Annotated in this window: 18 protein-coding genes and 1 tRNA gene; 8 read left to right on the top strand and 11 right to left on the bottom strand. The window is 57.6% G+C overall.

What is annotated here, in order from left to right:
* Positions 1–125: 125 nt before the first annotated feature.
* Genes ACFVSI_RS00810 through ACFVSI_RS00800 form a run of 3 tightly spaced genes read right to left on the bottom strand, consistent with a single transcriptional unit; the run spans position 126 to position 2,877 of the window.
* Positions 126–1,217, bottom strand: coding sequence for a C40 family peptidase (locus tag ACFVSI_RS00810; protein ID WP_387819068.1), 1,092 nt, complete (start codon positions 1,215–1,217; stop codon positions 126–128).
* Entirely contained in the window at positions 1,217–1,927 is a 711-nt protein-coding gene (locus ACFVSI_RS00805; protein WP_387819067.1) for a hypothetical protein, read from the bottom strand. The genes ACFVSI_RS00810 and ACFVSI_RS00805 overlap by 1 nt, the downstream gene beginning before the upstream one ends.
* Before the next feature lie 56 nt (positions 1,928–1,983).
* The gene (locus tag ACFVSI_RS00800) at positions 1,984–2,877 is read right to left on the bottom strand and encodes a hypothetical protein (RefSeq protein WP_387819066.1); all 894 of its coding nucleotides are present in this window, start codon (positions 2,875–2,877) and stop codon (positions 1,984–1,986) included.
* A gap of 180 nt (positions 2,878–3,057) precedes the next feature.
* Here ACFVSI_RS00800 and ACFVSI_RS00795 point away from each other — a divergent pair, with 180 nt between their 5' ends.
* Positions 3,058–3,381, top strand: a complete 324-nt coding sequence (locus ACFVSI_RS00795; RefSeq protein WP_387819065.1) for an ArsR/SmtB family transcription factor — start codon at positions 3,058–3,060, stop codon at positions 3,379–3,381.
* Here ACFVSI_RS00795 and ACFVSI_RS00790 read toward each other — a convergent pair.
* Entirely contained in the window at positions 3,335–3,838 is a 504-nt protein-coding gene (locus ACFVSI_RS00790) for a hypothetical protein (protein ID WP_387819064.1), read from the bottom strand. The two genes, ACFVSI_RS00795 and ACFVSI_RS00790, sit on opposite strands and share 47 nt — an antisense overlap.
* Before the next feature lie 182 nt (positions 3,839–4,020).
* Between ACFVSI_RS00790 and ACFVSI_RS00785 the strand changes: the two genes are divergently transcribed.
* Positions 4,021–4,305, top strand: a complete 285-nt coding sequence (locus tag ACFVSI_RS00785; RefSeq protein WP_387819063.1) for a helix-turn-helix domain-containing protein — start codon at positions 4,021–4,023, stop codon at positions 4,303–4,305.
* Here ACFVSI_RS00785 and ACFVSI_RS00780 read toward each other — a convergent pair.
* The 4 genes from ACFVSI_RS00780 to ACFVSI_RS00765 form a co-directional block, all read right to left on the bottom strand.
* On the bottom strand, positions 4,274–5,221 hold the full coding sequence (locus ACFVSI_RS00780; RefSeq protein WP_387819062.1) for an alpha/beta hydrolase family protein: 948 nt from the start codon (positions 5,219–5,221) through the stop codon (positions 4,274–4,276). The genes ACFVSI_RS00785 and ACFVSI_RS00780 overlap by 32 nt on opposite strands.
* Before the next feature lie 273 nt (positions 5,222–5,494).
* Positions 5,495–5,932, bottom strand: coding sequence for a hypothetical protein (locus tag ACFVSI_RS00775; RefSeq protein WP_387819061.1), 438 nt, complete (start codon positions 5,930–5,932; stop codon positions 5,495–5,497).
* Positions 5,922–6,944, bottom strand: a complete 1,023-nt coding sequence (locus ACFVSI_RS00770) for an MAB_1171c family putative transporter (protein ID WP_387819060.1) — start codon at positions 6,942–6,944, stop codon at positions 5,922–5,924. Before ACFVSI_RS00770 ends, ACFVSI_RS00775 begins: the two co-directional genes overlap by 11 nt.
* Positions 6,941–7,432 carry a hypothetical protein gene (locus ACFVSI_RS00765; RefSeq protein ID WP_387819059.1) on the bottom strand — a complete coding sequence of 164 codons (492 nt, stop codon included), beginning with the start codon at positions 7,430–7,432 and terminating at the stop codon, positions 6,941–6,943. Before ACFVSI_RS00765 ends, ACFVSI_RS00770 begins: the two co-directional genes overlap by 4 nt.
* Before the next feature lie 330 nt (positions 7,433–7,762).
* Here ACFVSI_RS00765 and ACFVSI_RS00760 point away from each other — a divergent pair, with 330 nt between their 5' ends.
* From ACFVSI_RS00760 to ACFVSI_RS00740, 5 genes are all read left to right on the top strand, one after another.
* Complete coding sequence (locus ACFVSI_RS00760; RefSeq protein ID WP_387819058.1) at positions 7,763–9,112, top strand: RES domain-containing protein; 1,350 nt, start codon at positions 7,763–7,765, stop codon at positions 9,110–9,112.
* 243 nt (positions 9,113–9,355) lie between these two features.
* Complete coding sequence (locus ACFVSI_RS00755) at positions 9,356–10,324, top strand: ABC-three component system protein (protein ID WP_387819057.1); 969 nt, start codon at positions 9,356–9,358, stop codon at positions 10,322–10,324.
* A complete protein-coding gene (locus ACFVSI_RS00750; RefSeq protein ID WP_387819056.1) occupies positions 10,302–10,547 on the top strand; it encodes an ABC-three component system middle component 8 in 246 nt (81 codons plus the stop codon). Before ACFVSI_RS00755 ends, ACFVSI_RS00750 begins: the two co-directional genes overlap by 23 nt.
* Positions 10,544–12,340, top strand: coding sequence for a DUF2326 domain-containing protein (locus ACFVSI_RS00745; protein ID WP_387819055.1), 1,797 nt, complete (start codon positions 10,544–10,546; stop codon positions 12,338–12,340). Before ACFVSI_RS00750 ends, ACFVSI_RS00745 begins: the two co-directional genes overlap by 4 nt.
* A 567-nt stretch (positions 12,341–12,907) precedes the next feature.
* The gene (locus tag ACFVSI_RS00740; protein WP_387819054.1) at positions 12,908–13,171 is read left to right on the top strand and encodes a hypothetical protein; all 264 of its coding nucleotides are present in this window, start codon (positions 12,908–12,910) and stop codon (positions 13,169–13,171) included.
* Between the two features lie 22 nt (positions 13,172–13,193).
* On the opposite strand, the gene ACFVSI_RS00735 is transcribed toward ACFVSI_RS00740, so the two are convergent.
* Both ACFVSI_RS00735 and ACFVSI_RS00730 read right to left on the bottom strand, forming a co-directional pair.
* Positions 13,194–14,276 (bottom strand): tyrosine-type recombinase/integrase, encoded by a 1,083-nt coding sequence (locus ACFVSI_RS00735; RefSeq protein WP_387819053.1) that lies wholly within the window; start codon positions 14,274–14,276, stop codon positions 13,194–13,196.
* A gap of 134 nt (positions 14,277–14,410) precedes the next feature.
* A tRNA-Leu gene (locus ACFVSI_RS00730) sits at positions 14,411–14,492 on the bottom strand.
* Between the two features lie 198 nt (positions 14,493–14,690).
* Between ACFVSI_RS00730 and ACFVSI_RS00725 the strand changes: the two genes are divergently transcribed.
* Complete coding sequence (locus tag ACFVSI_RS00725; protein WP_144658605.1) at positions 14,691–15,296, top strand: ANTAR domain-containing response regulator; 606 nt, start codon at positions 14,691–14,693, stop codon at positions 15,294–15,296.
* Between the two features lie 119 nt (positions 15,297–15,415).
* On the opposite strand, the gene ACFVSI_RS00720 is transcribed toward ACFVSI_RS00725, so the two are convergent.
* A complete protein-coding gene (locus ACFVSI_RS00720; RefSeq protein WP_387819052.1) occupies positions 15,416–16,318 on the bottom strand; it encodes a TerC family protein in 903 nt (300 codons plus the stop codon).
* Positions 16,319–16,376: the final 58 nt, after the last annotated feature.

The raw sequence follows: 16,376 nt of genomic DNA, 5'->3' as shown, positions 1-16,376 counted from the left end.
GGGCCATAGTCCTAGGTGCTATTGCGGTAGTCCTCTGGGGTTCAGAGCTGCTCCAGGAGCCTACCGCGCGGAATAGTCGGGCTGGGGTGCGTGCCAGGCAAGACTCACGCACTCAGTCACGTGGGCTACCTCAGAAGGTCGAAGTACGCTGTACCGGGGTTCCAGTCGATTGGATGCAGAAGCGTCCCTGCGGACGGGTTGAGCGCGCTGTACATCATGCCCCCGCCGGCATAGATGCCCACATGTCCCCAGTTGTTCGGTCCTTGGGGATTCTGAACCACCAGATCGCCAATCTGCGGGGTATCCGTCATCCGCCCCACCCGCCATTGCTCCACGCGAGGAAGCTCAATCCCGACCTGCCGATAGATCCACTGGACGAACCCAGAACAGTCCCACGCCTTGAACGCAGTGCCGCCCCAGACATATGCGCCTCCCACCCCCATCTTAGTAAAGCGAAGAATGTCCTGGCGGATCTGACTCAAACCTTCAGCTGAGACTACGTCAGAGCTCGCGTCGGGCGCGTTCGTACATGCAGGAGCCGGCTTAACCGCACTAAGAGCGTCCACAATCGCGGCCGCTTGCGGCTCCCACCGGTCGTACAACTCCGGGAAGGCCGAAACCTGCACAGCTTGGGCAGCCTGGCTTTTGCTCATCGAGGCCCATCCCGGGATATCCAACAAGCCACGAGGGCTTCCATGGTTGGGTCCTGCCGGCCCTCCATAGAAGGCACGAGCGTTGTAGGTGACATCCATCAGCTCTTGGACGCTCCCCCAGCCAGCGGCTGGTCGCTGCTGAGCCGACCCCACGGAGTCATGGTCGCTCCCAACGCCATCATGCGGAAAGTTGAAGGATTCGGGGACGCTGGTATTGGCCAACATCCGCAGGCTCGACTCCTGTAGCGACATCATGATGGCAATGACCAAGGCCTCACGAGGCAAGCCGAGCCCCTTGCCGACCGAAACGTAAGCGCTGGCAACATGTGTCTGTGCCGCTGACAACCCGGCGATTCCACCGCCGGCGGGAAGGTCAAGTACATCACCAGCATCAGCGCCAGAGACGCAGGCGACGGCCGGCGTCGGACGATCTCCCACCAGAACAACGGCAACCGGGTTGGCGACGACAGCAAATGCGAGCGCGACAACCGCCACGAACGCTACGAGCAACCTGCAAAGCGTGCGCCGTCGAACGAGACCGACAGCAAGTCCTGATTGAGGCATCAATAAACGATTCGGTTGGATGACGCATAGAAGGCGACCATCACGCAACGATCTACACGTGCTGTCGGTGCTGGAGGACAGTTGACCATGACGCTGACCGCCGCGGAGTAAGAGTTGGTACTTGCTGAGGTGTGGTCCTCGACAGAAAGTCGCACGGTGCAGACATGCAGCCCTGGCCACGGAGCGGGCCGTTCGCGTACCTTGACTAGCTGCTCGTCACACGTCGATGACTCCAACTTCGCTTCACGGTAGGCGCCCTGGCCCATGAGAGCCGCAAAGGACCCAGCGTTGACACCCGTAGCCTCGAACTCCTGAACCAGAACAGACCATGGATTGGAACCATCCGGGAGCAATACCCATAGATCGCGGATCCGGCTGTACACCTCCGAATAGGACGAGGCCCTCGTGTCCCAGGTGTAGATGGCCTCGGCAGTGGCCGAAGCAATTGCGCGAAAGTCCGTTGGCCCCGGCGCAGGCGGAACAATCGACGGCTTCGTCGTTCCCGAGGAGCGAACAGTCGGCGGTGGCGAGGCAGTTGACGCACTCGGCGCTGGAGCCGAAGCTACAGGAGAATCCGGCGCACCGATTGCCGGCCCTTTGGACGGCAGCGCGATCAGCAACGCCAATGAGCCGACAACCAGAAGGACAGTTACTCCAAAAACCCAGCGACCCAATCGCGTCCGAATCCCGTTGGCCCTTCGAATGCTCATGGTTCACCACCTCCAAAGGCACTTGTCGCCAACTGCAAAGGAAAGTCCTCCGAGAATCAGAAAGAGGCCGCCGTGCGCACTACCCGCCAGGCGGTTTGGTAGAGACGCCTTGCAGTGCCGATCTGCACGGCAACATAGCGATCAGTGACGCCGAGCTCCCGCGCCAAACGGGCAATCGCAGCTTGCCGTTCCGGTCCGTGAATCTCGGGAAGAACGATCGCCTTGGCCACGGCGCGCAGCAGGGCACTTGGCAGGCAGTCAACTGCACGCTGACAGAGCTGTCCGATGTCGCTAATGCTGCCTGGGGTGACATCCAGTGCCAGGCTGACGGTCTTGGCAGTCTGTCGCACCGCAGTGACTGCATTCCAACGACGGCGGTCGTGCTGGGTTGGGAGAGCGTACTGCCTGGGTGCGGTGAGGCTCTCAACGGCCATACGCCACGTCGGGGCTGATACGGCCTCGCGAGTCAACTGAAGCACCATGACCGCCCACTCGTGGTCGATAATCTTCTGAGCTTCAGGGTTGTCCTGTGCTATGAGGATTGCTGAGAGCTGTCCCCAGGATCCCGAAACGTCGTCGCCAGTGGGGTCGAGCAATAGAGGCAGGGTCTTGTGGTTGAGCTCACGGCGAGCATGGGCGGCACAGATATTGGATGTCACGCCCTGCACCCATGCTTCAAACGGAACTCCGGGAAGTTGGCGGTAATGCCCCCGCGCCACTCCATCCCAGACGGCCACGCGAATATCCTGCAAAACATCGTCGACGTCGCATGCACGCCCGATATGGGCAAGGTGGGAGACGACGTATCGCCGCACCCCTTCGACGGCTCCCATCATCTGGTCAACAGATACCAACAATGTCGGATCGGGTGGACGCGTTAGGGAGATGTCTACTGCCCCTGGCCCTGACTGCAGTTCTTCGGCTTGCTCAACGTTGTCGTTCAGGCTCATCGCCCTCACCGCTTCAAATAGCTAGAGTTCACAGACGTTCGCCGCGCTGCAGCGACGTGGTCATGGCCGGCTGAACCGAACCAAAAATCAAAGCATCTAAAAAGTATTGTCGAAGATACTTTAAGTATCGTCAAGAGTGCGCTTCTTACTTTTTTCATGTTGTTCGGTAAGAATTGAGCCATGCCACGGATTACGCAGCCTCACGACGACGCTTGGTCGCCCGATGTCGAGGCAGCTGTGTCCACGTTCGGCAACAGGGCCAGAAACGAGATACTGAGGTTTCTCACGACGTTCGGCCCTGCCACGCGCGGCGACATCGTGGATTCCGTGAGCGCAGGAGAGCCCAGTGTCGCCAAGCATCTGGTCGCCCTGGAACAGGTCGGGGCCATCGTCGTCGATGTTCCCGCCGGCCGCCGCCACGGCCGTTCCCCTCGCTACTCAGCCAATCCCACTCGCATCAAGGAGTTGCTGGACGCTCACCTTCGGTATGTCCTGGAGGAGTAGCCGCTGCCCTCTCACCGTGCGGGTGGAGGTCGATGTCCCTATTCAGATACTCGGTAATTGCCCGCAAGGTTTCTGGGGAGACGTCGCCCAAGGTTCTGACGGCAAAGGTCTTCACCCGGGCCGCCCTCAAGGACTTCACAAACTCCAACTGCGAGTCAATGCGTTTCGGGATGTCGCCTTCGACGCCGTTCAGCAGGTAGGACGGATCAACGTCGAACATCTCGCAGATGGCGGTGAGCAACTGAGGATCGCTGACCAGCCGTCCCGTTCCTTCTTTCATGTAGAACCATCTGGCCCGCGAGATCTTGACGCCTCGAGCTTGAAGGCCAGTCTCAATTTCCCTGAAGGTGACCGGCGATCCCCTCTCGGCAACAACGACATCCAGCAGGAGGTTCAATCGGCGCGCGAGCGTTGCCTGCGGTAGCTCGCCATTGCGGCTAGCGTCTTTCGCCGGCATGCTCCACCTTCCGATCGCCTACCGTTTACGGATACTGCTCCTTCGCCATCAGTATTCCGCGAGCGCCATGCCGACACAATCAATTGCAGCTCCAATCTGTTGGACCCACAGCTTTGGGCGTATCCTGACTGCTGTAGACCCGTCTACAGCAATCAGTCTTCAACCTTTGAGCCGTGGTTTGCATGTCGACATCCATCCTGATGAACCGAACACGCACTCAGATTCTTCGCTTCTTGATCAGAAGTGGACCAACCACCCGCACCGTCTTGGCCTCAGAGCTCCGGAAATCCAGGGCCACAGTTCGGCGTCATCTCCTTCTACTCGAGTCAGCCGGCCTCGTTCAAGATTTAGACGGCGAGAGCTTCGCCGCCCGTTCGTCCGTCATCGAGAGCCAACTCAACGACCTGGCAGTCCAGTACTCAGTACAGTCGCCTCCTACGCCTTCGCCACCGCTCGCTCTGGATTAGCGTCAGGCAGGGCGAGGCCGCGAAACCAGTCCTCGACCGACTGCTCCCATCCACCGGGATCGGCATTCCATTCCAAAGAGTGGCCCTCCGCTTCGAACTCCACCAATCTGACGAGGTCCGGTCGGAGGCCGGCTGCCTGCTTGGACGCTTCGAATGGCGTCGTGTCGTCCTTCATTCCATGGAGGACGAGAATCGGTTGCTTCAGTTCCGCAGCCCGCGTTAGCCAATCCATTTCATCAAGATTGATCGCTTCGGCAAGGCCAGTCACCCACCGAAGGGCCTTGGTTTGCAGGACAGTGAAGCCCAGTCGGACCACTGGCCCAGGCAAGCTGGCCGCCTTCGCGTTCGTTCGCAGGGTCGTCCGCCAGTCGAAGACGGGCGCGTCGAGAACCAATCCCGAAATTCGAGAAGCATGGGATGACACGGCTGCCACTTGCAGGGCGATGGCCGCCCCCAATGACCATCCGAAGATCACAATGCGTGTAGCACCTTCCGCTACGGCGTAGTTGATGGCGGCTTCGACGTCACGCCATTCGGTTTCACCGAGTCGGTAACGCCCATCGGACGACGGCGGGGCGTCGCCGTCGTTTCGAAATGAGACAACCAGCGAAGTCAGTCCCAGACGCCGAGCGACGGGTATGCCACGAAGCGTTCCTGCCCTCCTGCCGCCCATCCCATGGATGTGGATCGCCCAGGTTCCGGCTGCGTTGGCAGCTTCCGGTGAGTCGAATCTCCAGGCCGGGGCAAGGCCACCTGCGACTGCAATCTCAACGTCTCGGTAAGGCAGGCCAAGTTGATGTGGGTCGGAGTACACATACCCGCTCCAGATACCTGCGGTGGCACGTTCAAGTTGTCCTGCGTCGACGCGCTCCACCAGACGGGTGACTGATCCTCTGTCAGGGATGCTTTCAACCACTGGACCCAGACACGCATGGCCAGTCCCCTGGTCAAACCAAAAGCTGTACCGCCCTAGAGCCATGGTGCTTTTCGTAGCCGGAAGTTCGATCAAGAGTTGGCCGTCATCACTGGATTGAACGGATCGAACGCACAGATCCTCTCGGCGGCTGAATCTCGGCACAACAACCTGGCGCGCAAAGTAAGCTGCACTACCGAAGCCGGCGAGCACAGCTAGCGACGCCATTATCAGTCCTGCACCCACAGCATTTCGTCTAGAGACCATCGGCACCGTTCATTCCTTTCGGGCTCCTCGGTCGTCTATAACCTTGCGAAGCTCCTCCAAGGTTTCCGGAGAGATCCCGTGCAGTTGCCTGGCAGCGAAATTACGCACGCGGGACTCTCGCAGACTGCGGAGTAGCTCCAATTGAGCCTCCACGAGCCTCGGTATCTCGCCTGCATCATCGAGTAGGTAGTCGCGGTCCACGCCGAAAAACTCTGCCAGATTTCGCAGCAACACGACATCGGTGGCAAGCGAACCATCCCCACTGCGCATATAAGCCCAACGGGATCGCGATAGCGGGGTCCCTCGCCGACTCATGTGTTTGCTGATCTCTGGGTAGGTCAAAGACTCAGCGCCACCCGCCTCATAGAGGTCGAGAAGCAGGTTGAGTTTCCGGGCTAACCTGGCCTGCGGCGTCTCCGAGATGCTGGTCCCTTCGTCATCCGTCATGGCCCTTGCTCCCCCTAACCCTCCGCACTGGAGTTCGATGCTCAATTGGGCCGGCCAGATAATTCTCAGCAGCACTTAGGACTCTGAGCTCACGTATATCCAAGGAAGTCGCCAATCCTGGCTCCACGAGAAGAGCATCCTGCACCTCAACAAGCATCCTATGAAGCCGTCGTGCCTGGTCCTGCTGACTCTGGGATTCGATGCTTAGTTGCAACCGAACGTCTTGCCGCTTGCCGGCGGTCTTGTCCCAGACAACCCGGAGGCCTCGAACCAGTTCGTCCTCAGTCACGGACTCCCGATGGCGAAGGACACGCCGAGCGACAGGTGGGATTGCCAGACCGACACATAGAAAGAACATGGCTGCAGCCACTGAGGCATCGTATGCGGGCGATATCGCACGCATGGTGTCCAGACGGCCTTGCAGGTGCATTATGTCCATGACCAGTACAAGGGATGCGAGCAGAACTGCTATCGCACAGCCAATTCCGATGAATGTGAATGCCACGCGGTAGTAAGGCCGAGACATTTCAGAACGGAATCGGAAACAGGTGACACCAGTAACACTGACCACGTAGCCGATGTAGACGAACTGAATGGCTGAGTACAGAGCAGCTGGGACCTGCCCGCCGTAATCCAGCATGAAGCGGGTTGAGCTGCTTTGGGTGGCAATGAGGCTGAAAGTGAATGCAAGTCCAACTGTCACGACGCCCAGGAGGACAGCACCAAACGTGTCCCGCCTTTCTCCCGCCTCATCTGGGGTTGCCGCTCGAATAATCGCCCTTGAGAGAAAGTAGATGCCGACAACCATCGAGACGTTGGCCAGGAGGTCGACGTAGTTCCGCCCACCGAGCGCTGCGTCAACGCTCGAATAAACCTGATCGATGTTGAGCGTCATAGCTACAGAAATGGTGACGGCGGCAGTCAAGACACTGTGGTCTCGTCGTCGACGAACTCCGGGCAGCAGGCATAGCACCAGCAACCAGATCAGAACCGCGGCGGCAACCTGGATCATCCGAACACATTCTCGAACGACCGCGGTTCCCTCGCGCTGTTTCTGATCGCGGCTGCGAAGAGGTCGGCGAGCGACTCCGCGGCCGCTTCTAGCTCATCAGTGAAACTGGTACGCGCCAAGACGCGACGAACCAAACCTGCGGGAAGGTTCGGAAACAGAACATTTACATAGTCCACGGGAACGACGAGTTCGTCGTGTCGCAGGACCATGTGTCCGAGTTCGTGAAGCACGAACTGCTGTCGGTGCAGTCCAGACGGGCTGACCGCGTGCAGGATGACTTCGACTTCGTCCGTCGACAGCCACAGACCACACACCGAACCGCCGTTGAGGAAGCCCGCAGCTTCAATTTCGATGGGTCGATGCCGGACACCTTCCACGACATTGACCAATCGCTCCAGGCTCAGGTGAGTCGGCAGGGCCAAAGAGTCAAAGGCATTCGCGGCCCGTTCGGCCGGCGGTTGCTTCAAGGGGTATGGATTGTTGTTCATGGGCATCCCCAGTAGTGCGCTTTGCCTCTGTTCGTTGATGACGCCAAGTCAGTTTCTCGGCCTTGAGTTAATCGGCCCCGAATCCATTGAACTCTTGAACTCTGGACATGTCCAGAGCAACTGGCGGTTCGTTCCGGGCTAGCCCTGCAAGAGGGGTGCAACGTGTTTGCTGGCGTTCGTTGAAGCACCTTAGCTGACTTCTGCAAGCTTCCAGCCGTCCTAGGCACTTCCTAACATCCGCGAGGCCCGGATCCAGATACGGTACACAAACAGCGGCTCGCTATAAGGCGATATAGGAGCGTAATAATTTCTGACTCGAATCTGATAACAATGCCGTCGCGTGCGACACTCATCCTCATGAGTGGAGCATCCGAGCTTTGGCCCGACGAGGGTGACAGTACTTTTAAGAATGTCGATGGGGCAATGTGCCGTACGCACATAACGGATGCCCACCTACTAGAGAGACTGTCAGTTTCGTCGGAAAAAAATACCGGAAGCTTGTGCGCACTTTGCTCCGATGGAGCTACCGGGGACCTAATTCCCCTCTGGGAAGTACAACGACACATAATGGAGGTATTTAGGTCCCTCTATGAGCCCGCTCAAAATGCGGGACTCATCTTGGACGACGGATGGCAGGGAGCTGATGTCTATGACCAGTGGGAAATTCTTTATCAGGTCTGCGAGAACGCGATCGAGGATAATGTCTTCGATTCGCTTGTGGATGTCTTAGGGAAAGCAATGCTTGAATATGACTGGACAGAGAATAGGCACCACGGCTCTCTCGATGCAACATACTGGGGGTGGGACCAATTTGAACTAGATGTTCGGACACGGTCCCGTTTCGTGTTCCCACCCGCCGTTGAGGACGACGCACGTGTCCAGGCGCCGGGTCAAAGAAGCGAAGCCTTCCTGCAAGGGCTCTTGCCGTACGTTGAGAACGAGGAGCTAGGCCTCGTCTCAATCGTTCCCAGGGGCACCCTCTTTTACAGAGGACGTCTGGTAAGCGACGAAAACAGCAAACTCGTCTCAGCTGCTGCACTCGGCCCGGCCCCCGCCAAGCTTGCCGCGGTTAACCGAATGAGCCCTGAGGGAATACCCATGTTCTATGGATCGGCGGCCCCGGAAACCGCGATCGAAGAGATTGCATCTCACGGCACCAGAAACTACGCCCGCATTGGAGGTTTCAGGAGCCAAAAGGACCTTAGAGTCCTCGATCTGACCCGCAATTTGAACATGCCTTCGTTGTTCGCTCCCGGGACCCTTGAAAAAATTGGGGTGCTATGGTTTTTCCGCAGATTCGCGGAAAACGTCACCGCACCCATGGGCCCCGATGACAACCCGAACCTCACGTACGTCCCCACACAGGTCCTCACCGAGTACTTCAGGTGGGTGCCTAGGACTCCAATCGAAGGCATCAGACTCAGCAGTGCACAAAACGGACAACCTACGTTTGTATTGTTTCTTGACTCGGATAGTGTGGCCGACGCAGCTGATGTAGATCGGGCCGATACATCGTCGCCCACTCCACATTCGGCGGGCTGGTTTGGCATCTCACTACCTCCCCCTGTGCTGACGTTGCACCCAGATGATGTCAGGACATACAAACTAAAACGCCACGTAACCTCCACTTTGGTCGAACCACCGGGGACTCAGGGTTTGGCAGAAGGGGAACAGACTTAGAGTCGCGTCGTTTCTAGCCCACCGTCCGCTGAGTCGCCTACTCAAGCAGGAAATTCGAGGCCACAAGCCAACGTTCGTGCCGATACTGACCTTCGCCAAGTGCCGCAGCGGTGGAATGCAGACCTAGGGATTGCTCTATCGGCTCCAATTACGCCTCTTGAGTTTCATCAGCTCCCAGCCTGCTGCCTAACACTAGGCGCGTCATGTGCCGTCACGGTATGCGTGCCTCGATAGCATGGGCCAATGGGATATCCGTATGAGGACCTCGGCGAGGCGCAGTTTGAGGCCCTCGTCGTGCAGGCCGCGAAGCTTCAATTGGGTAAGGGCGTCCAAGCTTTTGCGACGGGTGTGGATGGTGGGCGCGATGCACGATTCGAGGGACTCGCAGATGGTTTCCCGAGCTATTCGCGGCCGTGGGAAGGGATCTCAATAATTCAGGCGAAGCACACGTTCTCCTACGGCTACTTCAGCGACGCTGATTTTAGTGGAGACGCGGCAAATTCAGTCCTGACCAAGGAAATGGTTCGAGCAAAACATCTCCACGACGGAGGCATGCTCGACAACTACCTCCTCTACTCAAATCGCTTCTTGACGGCCAACGCGAACGAAACCATAGTGCAGCAGCTTTCCTCCGGCATCGGCATCTCAACCGAAAATATCCATCTCTGCGGTGTTGAAGCACTCGACGAAGCATTTCGGGCGGAACCGAGACTCGCGCAACTCGCTGGTATAAATCCTCTCGATGGCCCACTTATCGTCTCCAGCCGCGACCTAGCCGAGGTGGTCGAAGCTATCGCATTAGGCGTTGACTTCGAGTTCGCCTCGATTGATAGTCGCCCCGTAGCGCGGACCTCGCTTGCCAGGAAGAACCAACTGAACTCCATGACCGAAAAGACCTCTGAACGTCTTTTGAAGAACTACGGATCTGTCTTACGGCAAATTCAGACCTTCTTGGCTGCCCCGGGTAATTCCCGAATCCGCCAGATGTACGTCGACTGCGCCGAGGACTTTGATCTCAAAATCATCGCCCACAAGGAACAACACCACACCTTCGATGCGGTGTTTGGACGCTTGGTCGACATTCTTGTCAGCCGCGACTCGCTACTCGGTCGTAATAGGAGGCTCACGCGCGCGATCGTGTTCTACATGTATTGGAACTGTGACATAGGGGACACGGAAGGCGATCTGGATGTTATTCCCAGGCAAGCATGAGCATCCCGACCAGACCGTCATCGCCCTTGCTAGCACGATGATGAAGTACCTGGCTCGGCATCAAGTAGTGAAATACGATGTCCTATTTGAGCACTGCAACGGCAGAGGCCACCAAGCCGATTACCTGTTTACCCCCGCTCTCAACCTGCTCTATCTGCTCGGCGTCGTTGACTACTTGCCTAAGGCCGACTCCTTCGAGTGGATTAGGAAGGCATCTTCGTGAAGCTGGTCAGACTTTACTCAAATAAACCATCTCTTTTTGCGTCGATACAGTTCAACGATGGCCTTTCCGTGATATTGGCTGAGGTCAGACGCACCGAGAACCGAGGAAAGACGGTTCACAATCTCGGGAAGAGCACTGTAGCCCGTTTAGTTGACTTTTGCCTCCTCAAACGTCGACACTCCTCATTTTTCCTTTTTAAGCACGCGGAACTATTCTCCGGATTCACATTTTTTCTAGAAATAAAGCTCGGAGATGGAAGTTATCTAACCATCGCTCGAACGCTTGAGTCCCGTAACCCTATCTCAATCCTTACTTCCAAAGATGAGGTCCCGAATGCGCAGGACGTTGAGGCTGATCTTTGGGATCATATCGGCTTAGGGCTAGCTCCTGCCAAGCGTCTGCTAGACGGTCTTTTGGGATTCTCAGTCATTGCTCCATACGACTACCGCGACATCATGGGATACGTGTTGCGAGAGCAGGACGATTATGGAGATGTCTTCCACCTCAGAAAGTTCCGCGGGAAACATCAAGAGTGGAAACCCTTCTTAGCCCATCTACTGGGTCTCAACGCAAATCTCACTCTCGAACTTTATGAAGAAAACGCGCGAGCGGAGGAGCTCGACCGTTCGATGGTGCACCACAGGCGCGAGGGCGGAGCGGCAGAAGACGCCGATGTGGTCAAGATCGAAGGCATAATCGGAATCAGGCAGCGTGACCTATCTGAGCTCGAGAAGACTCTAGAAAGCTTCAATTTTTCGCAAGCGGACGCTGAAGCTAATCGGGAGCTGGTCGAGCGAGTAGAGGACGAAATCTCGAAGCGAAATGAAGAAACCTATCGGCTCTCCCAGCTCCTTACGCGACTCGATGAGTCTCTCCAGGAGGAAGCTATTCTCTTCAGTCCAGACCAAACGGCACAACTTTTTTCTGAAGCAGGGGTTGCCTTCGCTGGACAGATCAAGAAAGACTTTGAGCAGTTGGTGGCGTTTAACCGTGCAATTTCGGACGAGCGACGTGAGTACCTGCTCGCCGATCGTGCAGACACGGAGTCTAGGTTGAGCGAACTAGGTCCCCAACTCGAAGAGCTGCAGCTAGAACGAGCCAGGTTATTCGACTTCCTCGAGGGCTCGGACACCTTGAGTAAATATAAGGAGGTGTCGGGCCGAGTCATCTCGCTTCGAGCCGACATCTACTCTTTGGAGCGGCAGCGCAACGCTTTGAACGAGATAGTGCGTCTGAAACAGGATCAACGTCAGATCCAGGACCGCAAGAACCAACTGCAGACAGCTATTGAACAAGATGTCCAGGCTCAGGCCGAAGATACGTCCGGTCGGTACCGGGAGATTCAAGGGTATTTTGATGAGATCATTCATACGGTGCTCGACGAACATGCCCTCCTCTCCGTTTCCGTATCGTCAACTGGGAGTTTAGATTTTTCAGCCGAAATCGTGGATTCTACCGGAAGTGCAACGAGCGCGAGTCGCGGATTCACATTCAAGAAACTACTATGCATCGCTTTTGATCTCGCCGTTCTCCGCGCATATAGGGAAGAGCACTTTCCAAGGTTCTCATTCCATGATGGGGTGTTTGAGAGTCTTGAACCGCGGGCAAAGCGACGCCTGATCGAGGTACTTCGGAAATATGCGGAACTAGGTCTGCAACCAGTCATAACGACGCTCGACTCGGATCTACCGGACGTCATTGGCTCAAGTGGCACACTCGTTTCGGATGAAGTGGTGTGTCGGCTGCACGATGACGGCGACGCCGGCAGGCTGTTCAAGATGCGGTCGTTCTGACAGGTACACGGCTAGGTCGATTGCTTAGCCTGCAAACGGCCTGGTAGTTACCGGCAATGGTTGATGACTCCAATCGAGTCCTAAGCCGCACCGCATCCCGCAGAGGACGCCAGAGATTGCCCTAGCATTCGATGACACGGGGCCTTATGCCCGTGTGCGCGTGGTCCGGTCTCAGTCACCAACGGTGATAGGCTCCCTCGATCCGCGCCTCAATGTCGAGTTGGAGGTCCTCCTGGTAGGCCACCGCTTACAGCCGAAGACGCTTTTCTGCAGCAACGAGAACCATGATGCAATCGCCGTACGTTCTCTGCGCAGGACCAACCGAGCTCTTAGCGTGCGAGCCCGTGGCGCCGGAGTGATTCGTAGAAGCGACGGAACAGACCGGACCCGGAAATCCATAAGCAGACTGGACCATTGTCCGGCCAGTGGCGGCCCGCAACAAAGACGGTGGCGCCCAAGAGAAAGTACAAAGCCCACCCAGCTCTTGTGCTGTCGCGCTACTGTCATGTACTCACGAGCGACAATCCGAATGAATGACCAAGGTCAACGAACTAAGAGCGGACTGTCATGGACTTGGAATTCTTCGAACCTGCCGAAGCTGCAGCCCTCATGCGCTGCAGTGAAGGCTGGCTGCGGGACGGCGCTGCAGCGGGACGCTTCCCGCATGCATGCTGGGGCAAGGGGAAGATCGTCTTTACGTCAGAGCACATCGCAGAGATAGCCAGGCTAAGTGAAATCCTCCCCGGCACAGACCGGGCGGCCGCCGCAAGCGGCGGGACAACCAGCACCCGGCTCATCGGAACAAGGGCCCGCAATCGCCTCGTCTCCTGAGCACGAACAAACCACGGCATCTCTAACGCACAAACGCCGACACCGACCGTTCCGTGGCATCCGCTCCAGCTTGCAAAGCCTCCGGCATGAGGTGCCCATAAACGCCCTCTGTCGTCCTAGTCGATGCATGCCCTAGCCGCCGCGAGATCGTAAAGATTGGGACGCCATCCTGAATTAGCCACGAGGCATGCGTGTGCCGTAGATCATGAATACGTGGATTTTTCCTCAGACCGCGGTCCTGGGCCGCCTTGACGGCCGGCATCCAGTAGTGGTGCCAGTACAGCTTATGAACAATCCGCTCACCTTTGGGGGTTGTGAAGAGCAGGTCACCACCAAGGCGTCCAGCGACTAACGGAATGAGCAGGTCAACGAGCGCCGGGTTCAGCCCAATGGTCCTCTTGCCGGCGCCTGTTTTGGTCGGCCCAATATAGAACTGGTTCTGGCCATCGCGCTTCCACGCCTTGTTGATCCGAGCCGTGGCCGGCTTGCCCAGCAAATCGATGTCCGCGACCGTCAGTGCCGTGGCTTCCCCAAAGCGCGTCCCTGTCATAACCAGGAAGTTGGTGAAGTCGCGGTACCGCTCCCCCATGCCATCCATGATCAGTCCGAACTCAGCGTGGGTGAGGAACATCATTTCGTCCTCGGCCTTCTCGACGCTCGGCAGCTGCACGCCCCGGCAGGGATTGCGCGTGATGTAGCCCAGCATCTCTGCGGTGTTCATTGACGCGGATATCAAGCCATGGACATTTTTGATGGTTTTGGGCGACCGCCCCTTGGCCATCATCGACTTCACCCAGTACGCGATCATCCGGTAGTCGAGCTTGTCGACGGGGACGTGGCCGATGACCTTCTTCACATGGAGATCAAGCATCGTCTGATACGTCTTGACGGTCCCGCTCGACGGCCGGATCAGGAGGTCAATGTGTTCTTGAATGACTTCGCCAACCGTGGGTATCTTCGCCCTGTTGTCCAGCAGTGCCTGCTGTGCAATTTCGAAGGATTGGCCGTTCGCATCGAGCAACCGCTTGAGCGTTTCAGCCTCATGCGCAGAGTCGACCGTGATGCCCTGCTGCTTCCGGATCTTGGGGTCGCGCCAGACCACCATGAAGGACGAAGAGCCGTCCTTTTTGACGCGTTGCCGGATACTAGCCACATGAAAATGCTAGATCCGTGTCAACAGATTTGGGGGTTTTGTCAACAGTCAGGGGCCATATAGGCCCCTGACCTGCGACAATACAGTGCCCGAGGTGGGACTCGAACCCACACACCTTTCGATACCGCATTTTGAGTGCGGCGCGTCTGCCAATTCCGCCACTCGGGCGCGGATTACCGGGACGTTAATTCTCGCTGACTGCTCTCATTTCTGTGAGCAACGCGATCCGTTCCCAGCACGCGAAACTACTCTACATGCAGATAGGCTGATTCAAAGAACCGGACGCGCTGGTGCAACAAAAACATGCTCCACGACCGTCCCCACTAAGATGGACTTGAACCCGCCGAACCTTTCCAAGGAGATCCCGTGACCGAACAGACGGAGTCCGCACCCACAAGCCAGCCGGCCCGACGCGTTGTCGTAGCCGAGGATGAGACCCTCATCCGCTTGGACATTATCGAGATCCTGAAGGGCGAAGGGTACGACGTCGTAGGCGAGGCGGACAACGGCGAAAAGGCCGTGGAGCTGGCCGAAGAACTCAAGCCTGACCTCGTGCTGATGGATGTCAAGATGCCCGTCATGGATGGCATCTCGGCAGCTGAGAAAATCGTGAAGGCCCGCATCGCCCCCGTCGTCCTCCTGACCGCGTTCAGCCAGAAGGAACTCGTGGAGCGGGCACGCGACGCAGGTGCCATGGCGTACGTCGTCAAGCCGTTCACCCCCGCCGACCTCATCCCCGCCATCGAGATTGCCCTCTCCCGCCACGAGGAGATCAAGGCACTCGAGAACGAGGTTTCCGACCTCCAGGAGCAGTTCGCCACGCGCAAGCTTGTAGAGCGCGCCAAGAGCCTCCTGACCACCAAGATGGGCCTCACGGAGCCCGAAGCCTTCCGCTGGATCCAGAAGACCTCCATGGACCGTCGCCTCAGCATGCGTGAGGTTGCCGAGACCATCATCAACCAGGTCAACTAGCGTCCCTTAAAAAGAAGGGCGGCTTCCTTGCGAAGCCGCCCTTCTTTTTTGTTTAGGAATCCAGAACCACGGGAGCCGTGGTCACTGCTTGCCGCTATGGGAGGTCGGCCGCCCTGCCCTTATCCCAGGCCCGCGGGTTCCTGATGGCCGTCGCCCTCGACGATCCGGCCGGTTACGGGCTTGCTGGACAGACCAACTTCCCCGGCATCGGGACCTGTTGCCGTGGCTGCAGCGATAGCGTCGTGGTCATCGGCTTTGGAATAGGCGTGCCGAAGGTGGACCGGTTCGATGGCTTCGCCTGACAGTTGCTCCTGGCGGCGCTTGTAGGTCAGGTTCAGGGCTTCGACGACGATGGCGAAAGCCATCGGGCCATAGATGAGGGCTTTGTCGATCTTGACCTCGAAACCGTCTGCGATAAGGAAGGATCCAATCAACACCAGGAAGGCCAATGCCAGCATCTTGACGGTGGGGTGCCGGTTCACGAACGCGAAAATGAACTTCGCGGAGAAGAGCATGACGCTGAACGAGAGCAGGACCGCAGTGACGATGACAAGGAGGTTATCCACCATGCCAACAGCGGTGATCACCGAATCGAAGGAGAACACCATGTCCAGCAGAATGATCTGGGTCAGCACGGCGCCAAACGTCACGGTGCCAATCCGGCCAGGGCCGTGGGACGGGCGTCCTTCGAGTTTCTCGTGAATCTCGGTGACCGCCTTGTAGACGAGGAACAGGCCTCCGAAGATCAAGATCAGGTCCCTGCCGGAGAATCCCTTTCCGAAGAGTTCGAACAAATCATTTGTCAGGCTGATGATCCATGAAGCGGCGAACAGCAGCACAATCCGCATCAGCATCCCCAGGGTAAGGCCGAGGTTGCGGGCTTTGGCCTGCTGCTCCACGGGCAGTTTACTGGCCAGGATCGAGATGAAGATGACGTTGTCCACGCCCAGAACTATTTCGAGCACGAACAGGGTGGCGAATGCAATTGCAAGGTCAGGTGTCAGTTCGAATACTAAGTCCACTTACCAATCGTACCCGACGTCGTTTTCGGGCTTTTGCGCCCGGGACAATCCCAAAGGG

The organism is Paenarthrobacter sp. NPDC057981 (assembly GCF_042886835.1).
GTDB lineage: Bacteria > Actinomycetota > Actinomycetes > Actinomycetales > Micrococcaceae > Arthrobacter.
This window is presented reverse-complemented; position numbering and strand designations above follow the sequence as displayed.

Coding starts and splice junctions, on each gene's coding strand:
- ACFVSI_RS00760 (WP_387819058.1), top strand. CDS start 7,763: ATGCCGTCGCGTGCGACACTCATCCTCATGAGTGGAGCATCCGAGCTT.
- ACFVSI_RS00775 (WP_387819061.1), bottom strand. CDS start 5,932: ATGACGGATGACGAAGGGACCAGCATCTCGGAGACGCCGCAGGCCAGG.
- ACFVSI_RS00770 (WP_387819060.1), bottom strand. CDS start 6,944: ATGATCCAGGTTGCCGCCGCGGTTCTGATCTGGTTGCTGGTGCTATGC.
- ACFVSI_RS00800 (WP_387819066.1), bottom strand. CDS start 2,877: ATGAGCCTGAACGACAACGTTGAGCAAGCCGAAGAACTGCAGTCAGGG.
- ACFVSI_RS00750 (WP_387819056.1), top strand. CDS start 10,302: ATGTTATTCCCAGGCAAGCATGAGCATCCCGACCAGACCGTCATCGCC.
- ACFVSI_RS00790 (WP_387819064.1), bottom strand. CDS start 3,838: ATGCCGGCGAAAGACGCTAGCCGCAATGGCGAGCTACCGCAGGCAACG.
- ACFVSI_RS00740 (WP_387819054.1), top strand. CDS start 12,908: ATGGACTTGGAATTCTTCGAACCTGCCGAAGCTGCAGCCCTCATGCGC.
- ACFVSI_RS00765 (WP_387819059.1), bottom strand. CDS start 7,432: ATGAACAACAATCCATACCCCTTGAAGCAACCGCCGGCCGAACGGGCC.
- ACFVSI_RS00810 (WP_387819068.1), bottom strand. CDS start 1,217: ATGCCTCAATCAGGACTTGCTGTCGGTCTCGTTCGACGGCGCACGCTT.
- ACFVSI_RS00785 (WP_387819063.1), top strand. CDS start 4,021: ATGTCGACATCCATCCTGATGAACCGAACACGCACTCAGATTCTTCGC.
- ACFVSI_RS00805 (WP_387819067.1), bottom strand. CDS start 1,927: ATGAGCATTCGAAGGGCCAACGGGATTCGGACGCGATTGGGTCGCTGG.
- ACFVSI_RS00735 (WP_387819053.1), bottom strand. CDS start 14,276: ATGGTGGTCTGGCGCGACCCCAAGATCCGGAAGCAGCAGGGCATCACG.
- ACFVSI_RS00755 (WP_387819057.1), top strand. CDS start 9,356: ATGGGATATCCGTATGAGGACCTCGGCGAGGCGCAGTTTGAGGCCCTC.
- ACFVSI_RS00795 (WP_387819065.1), top strand. CDS start 3,058: ATGCCACGGATTACGCAGCCTCACGACGACGCTTGGTCGCCCGATGTC.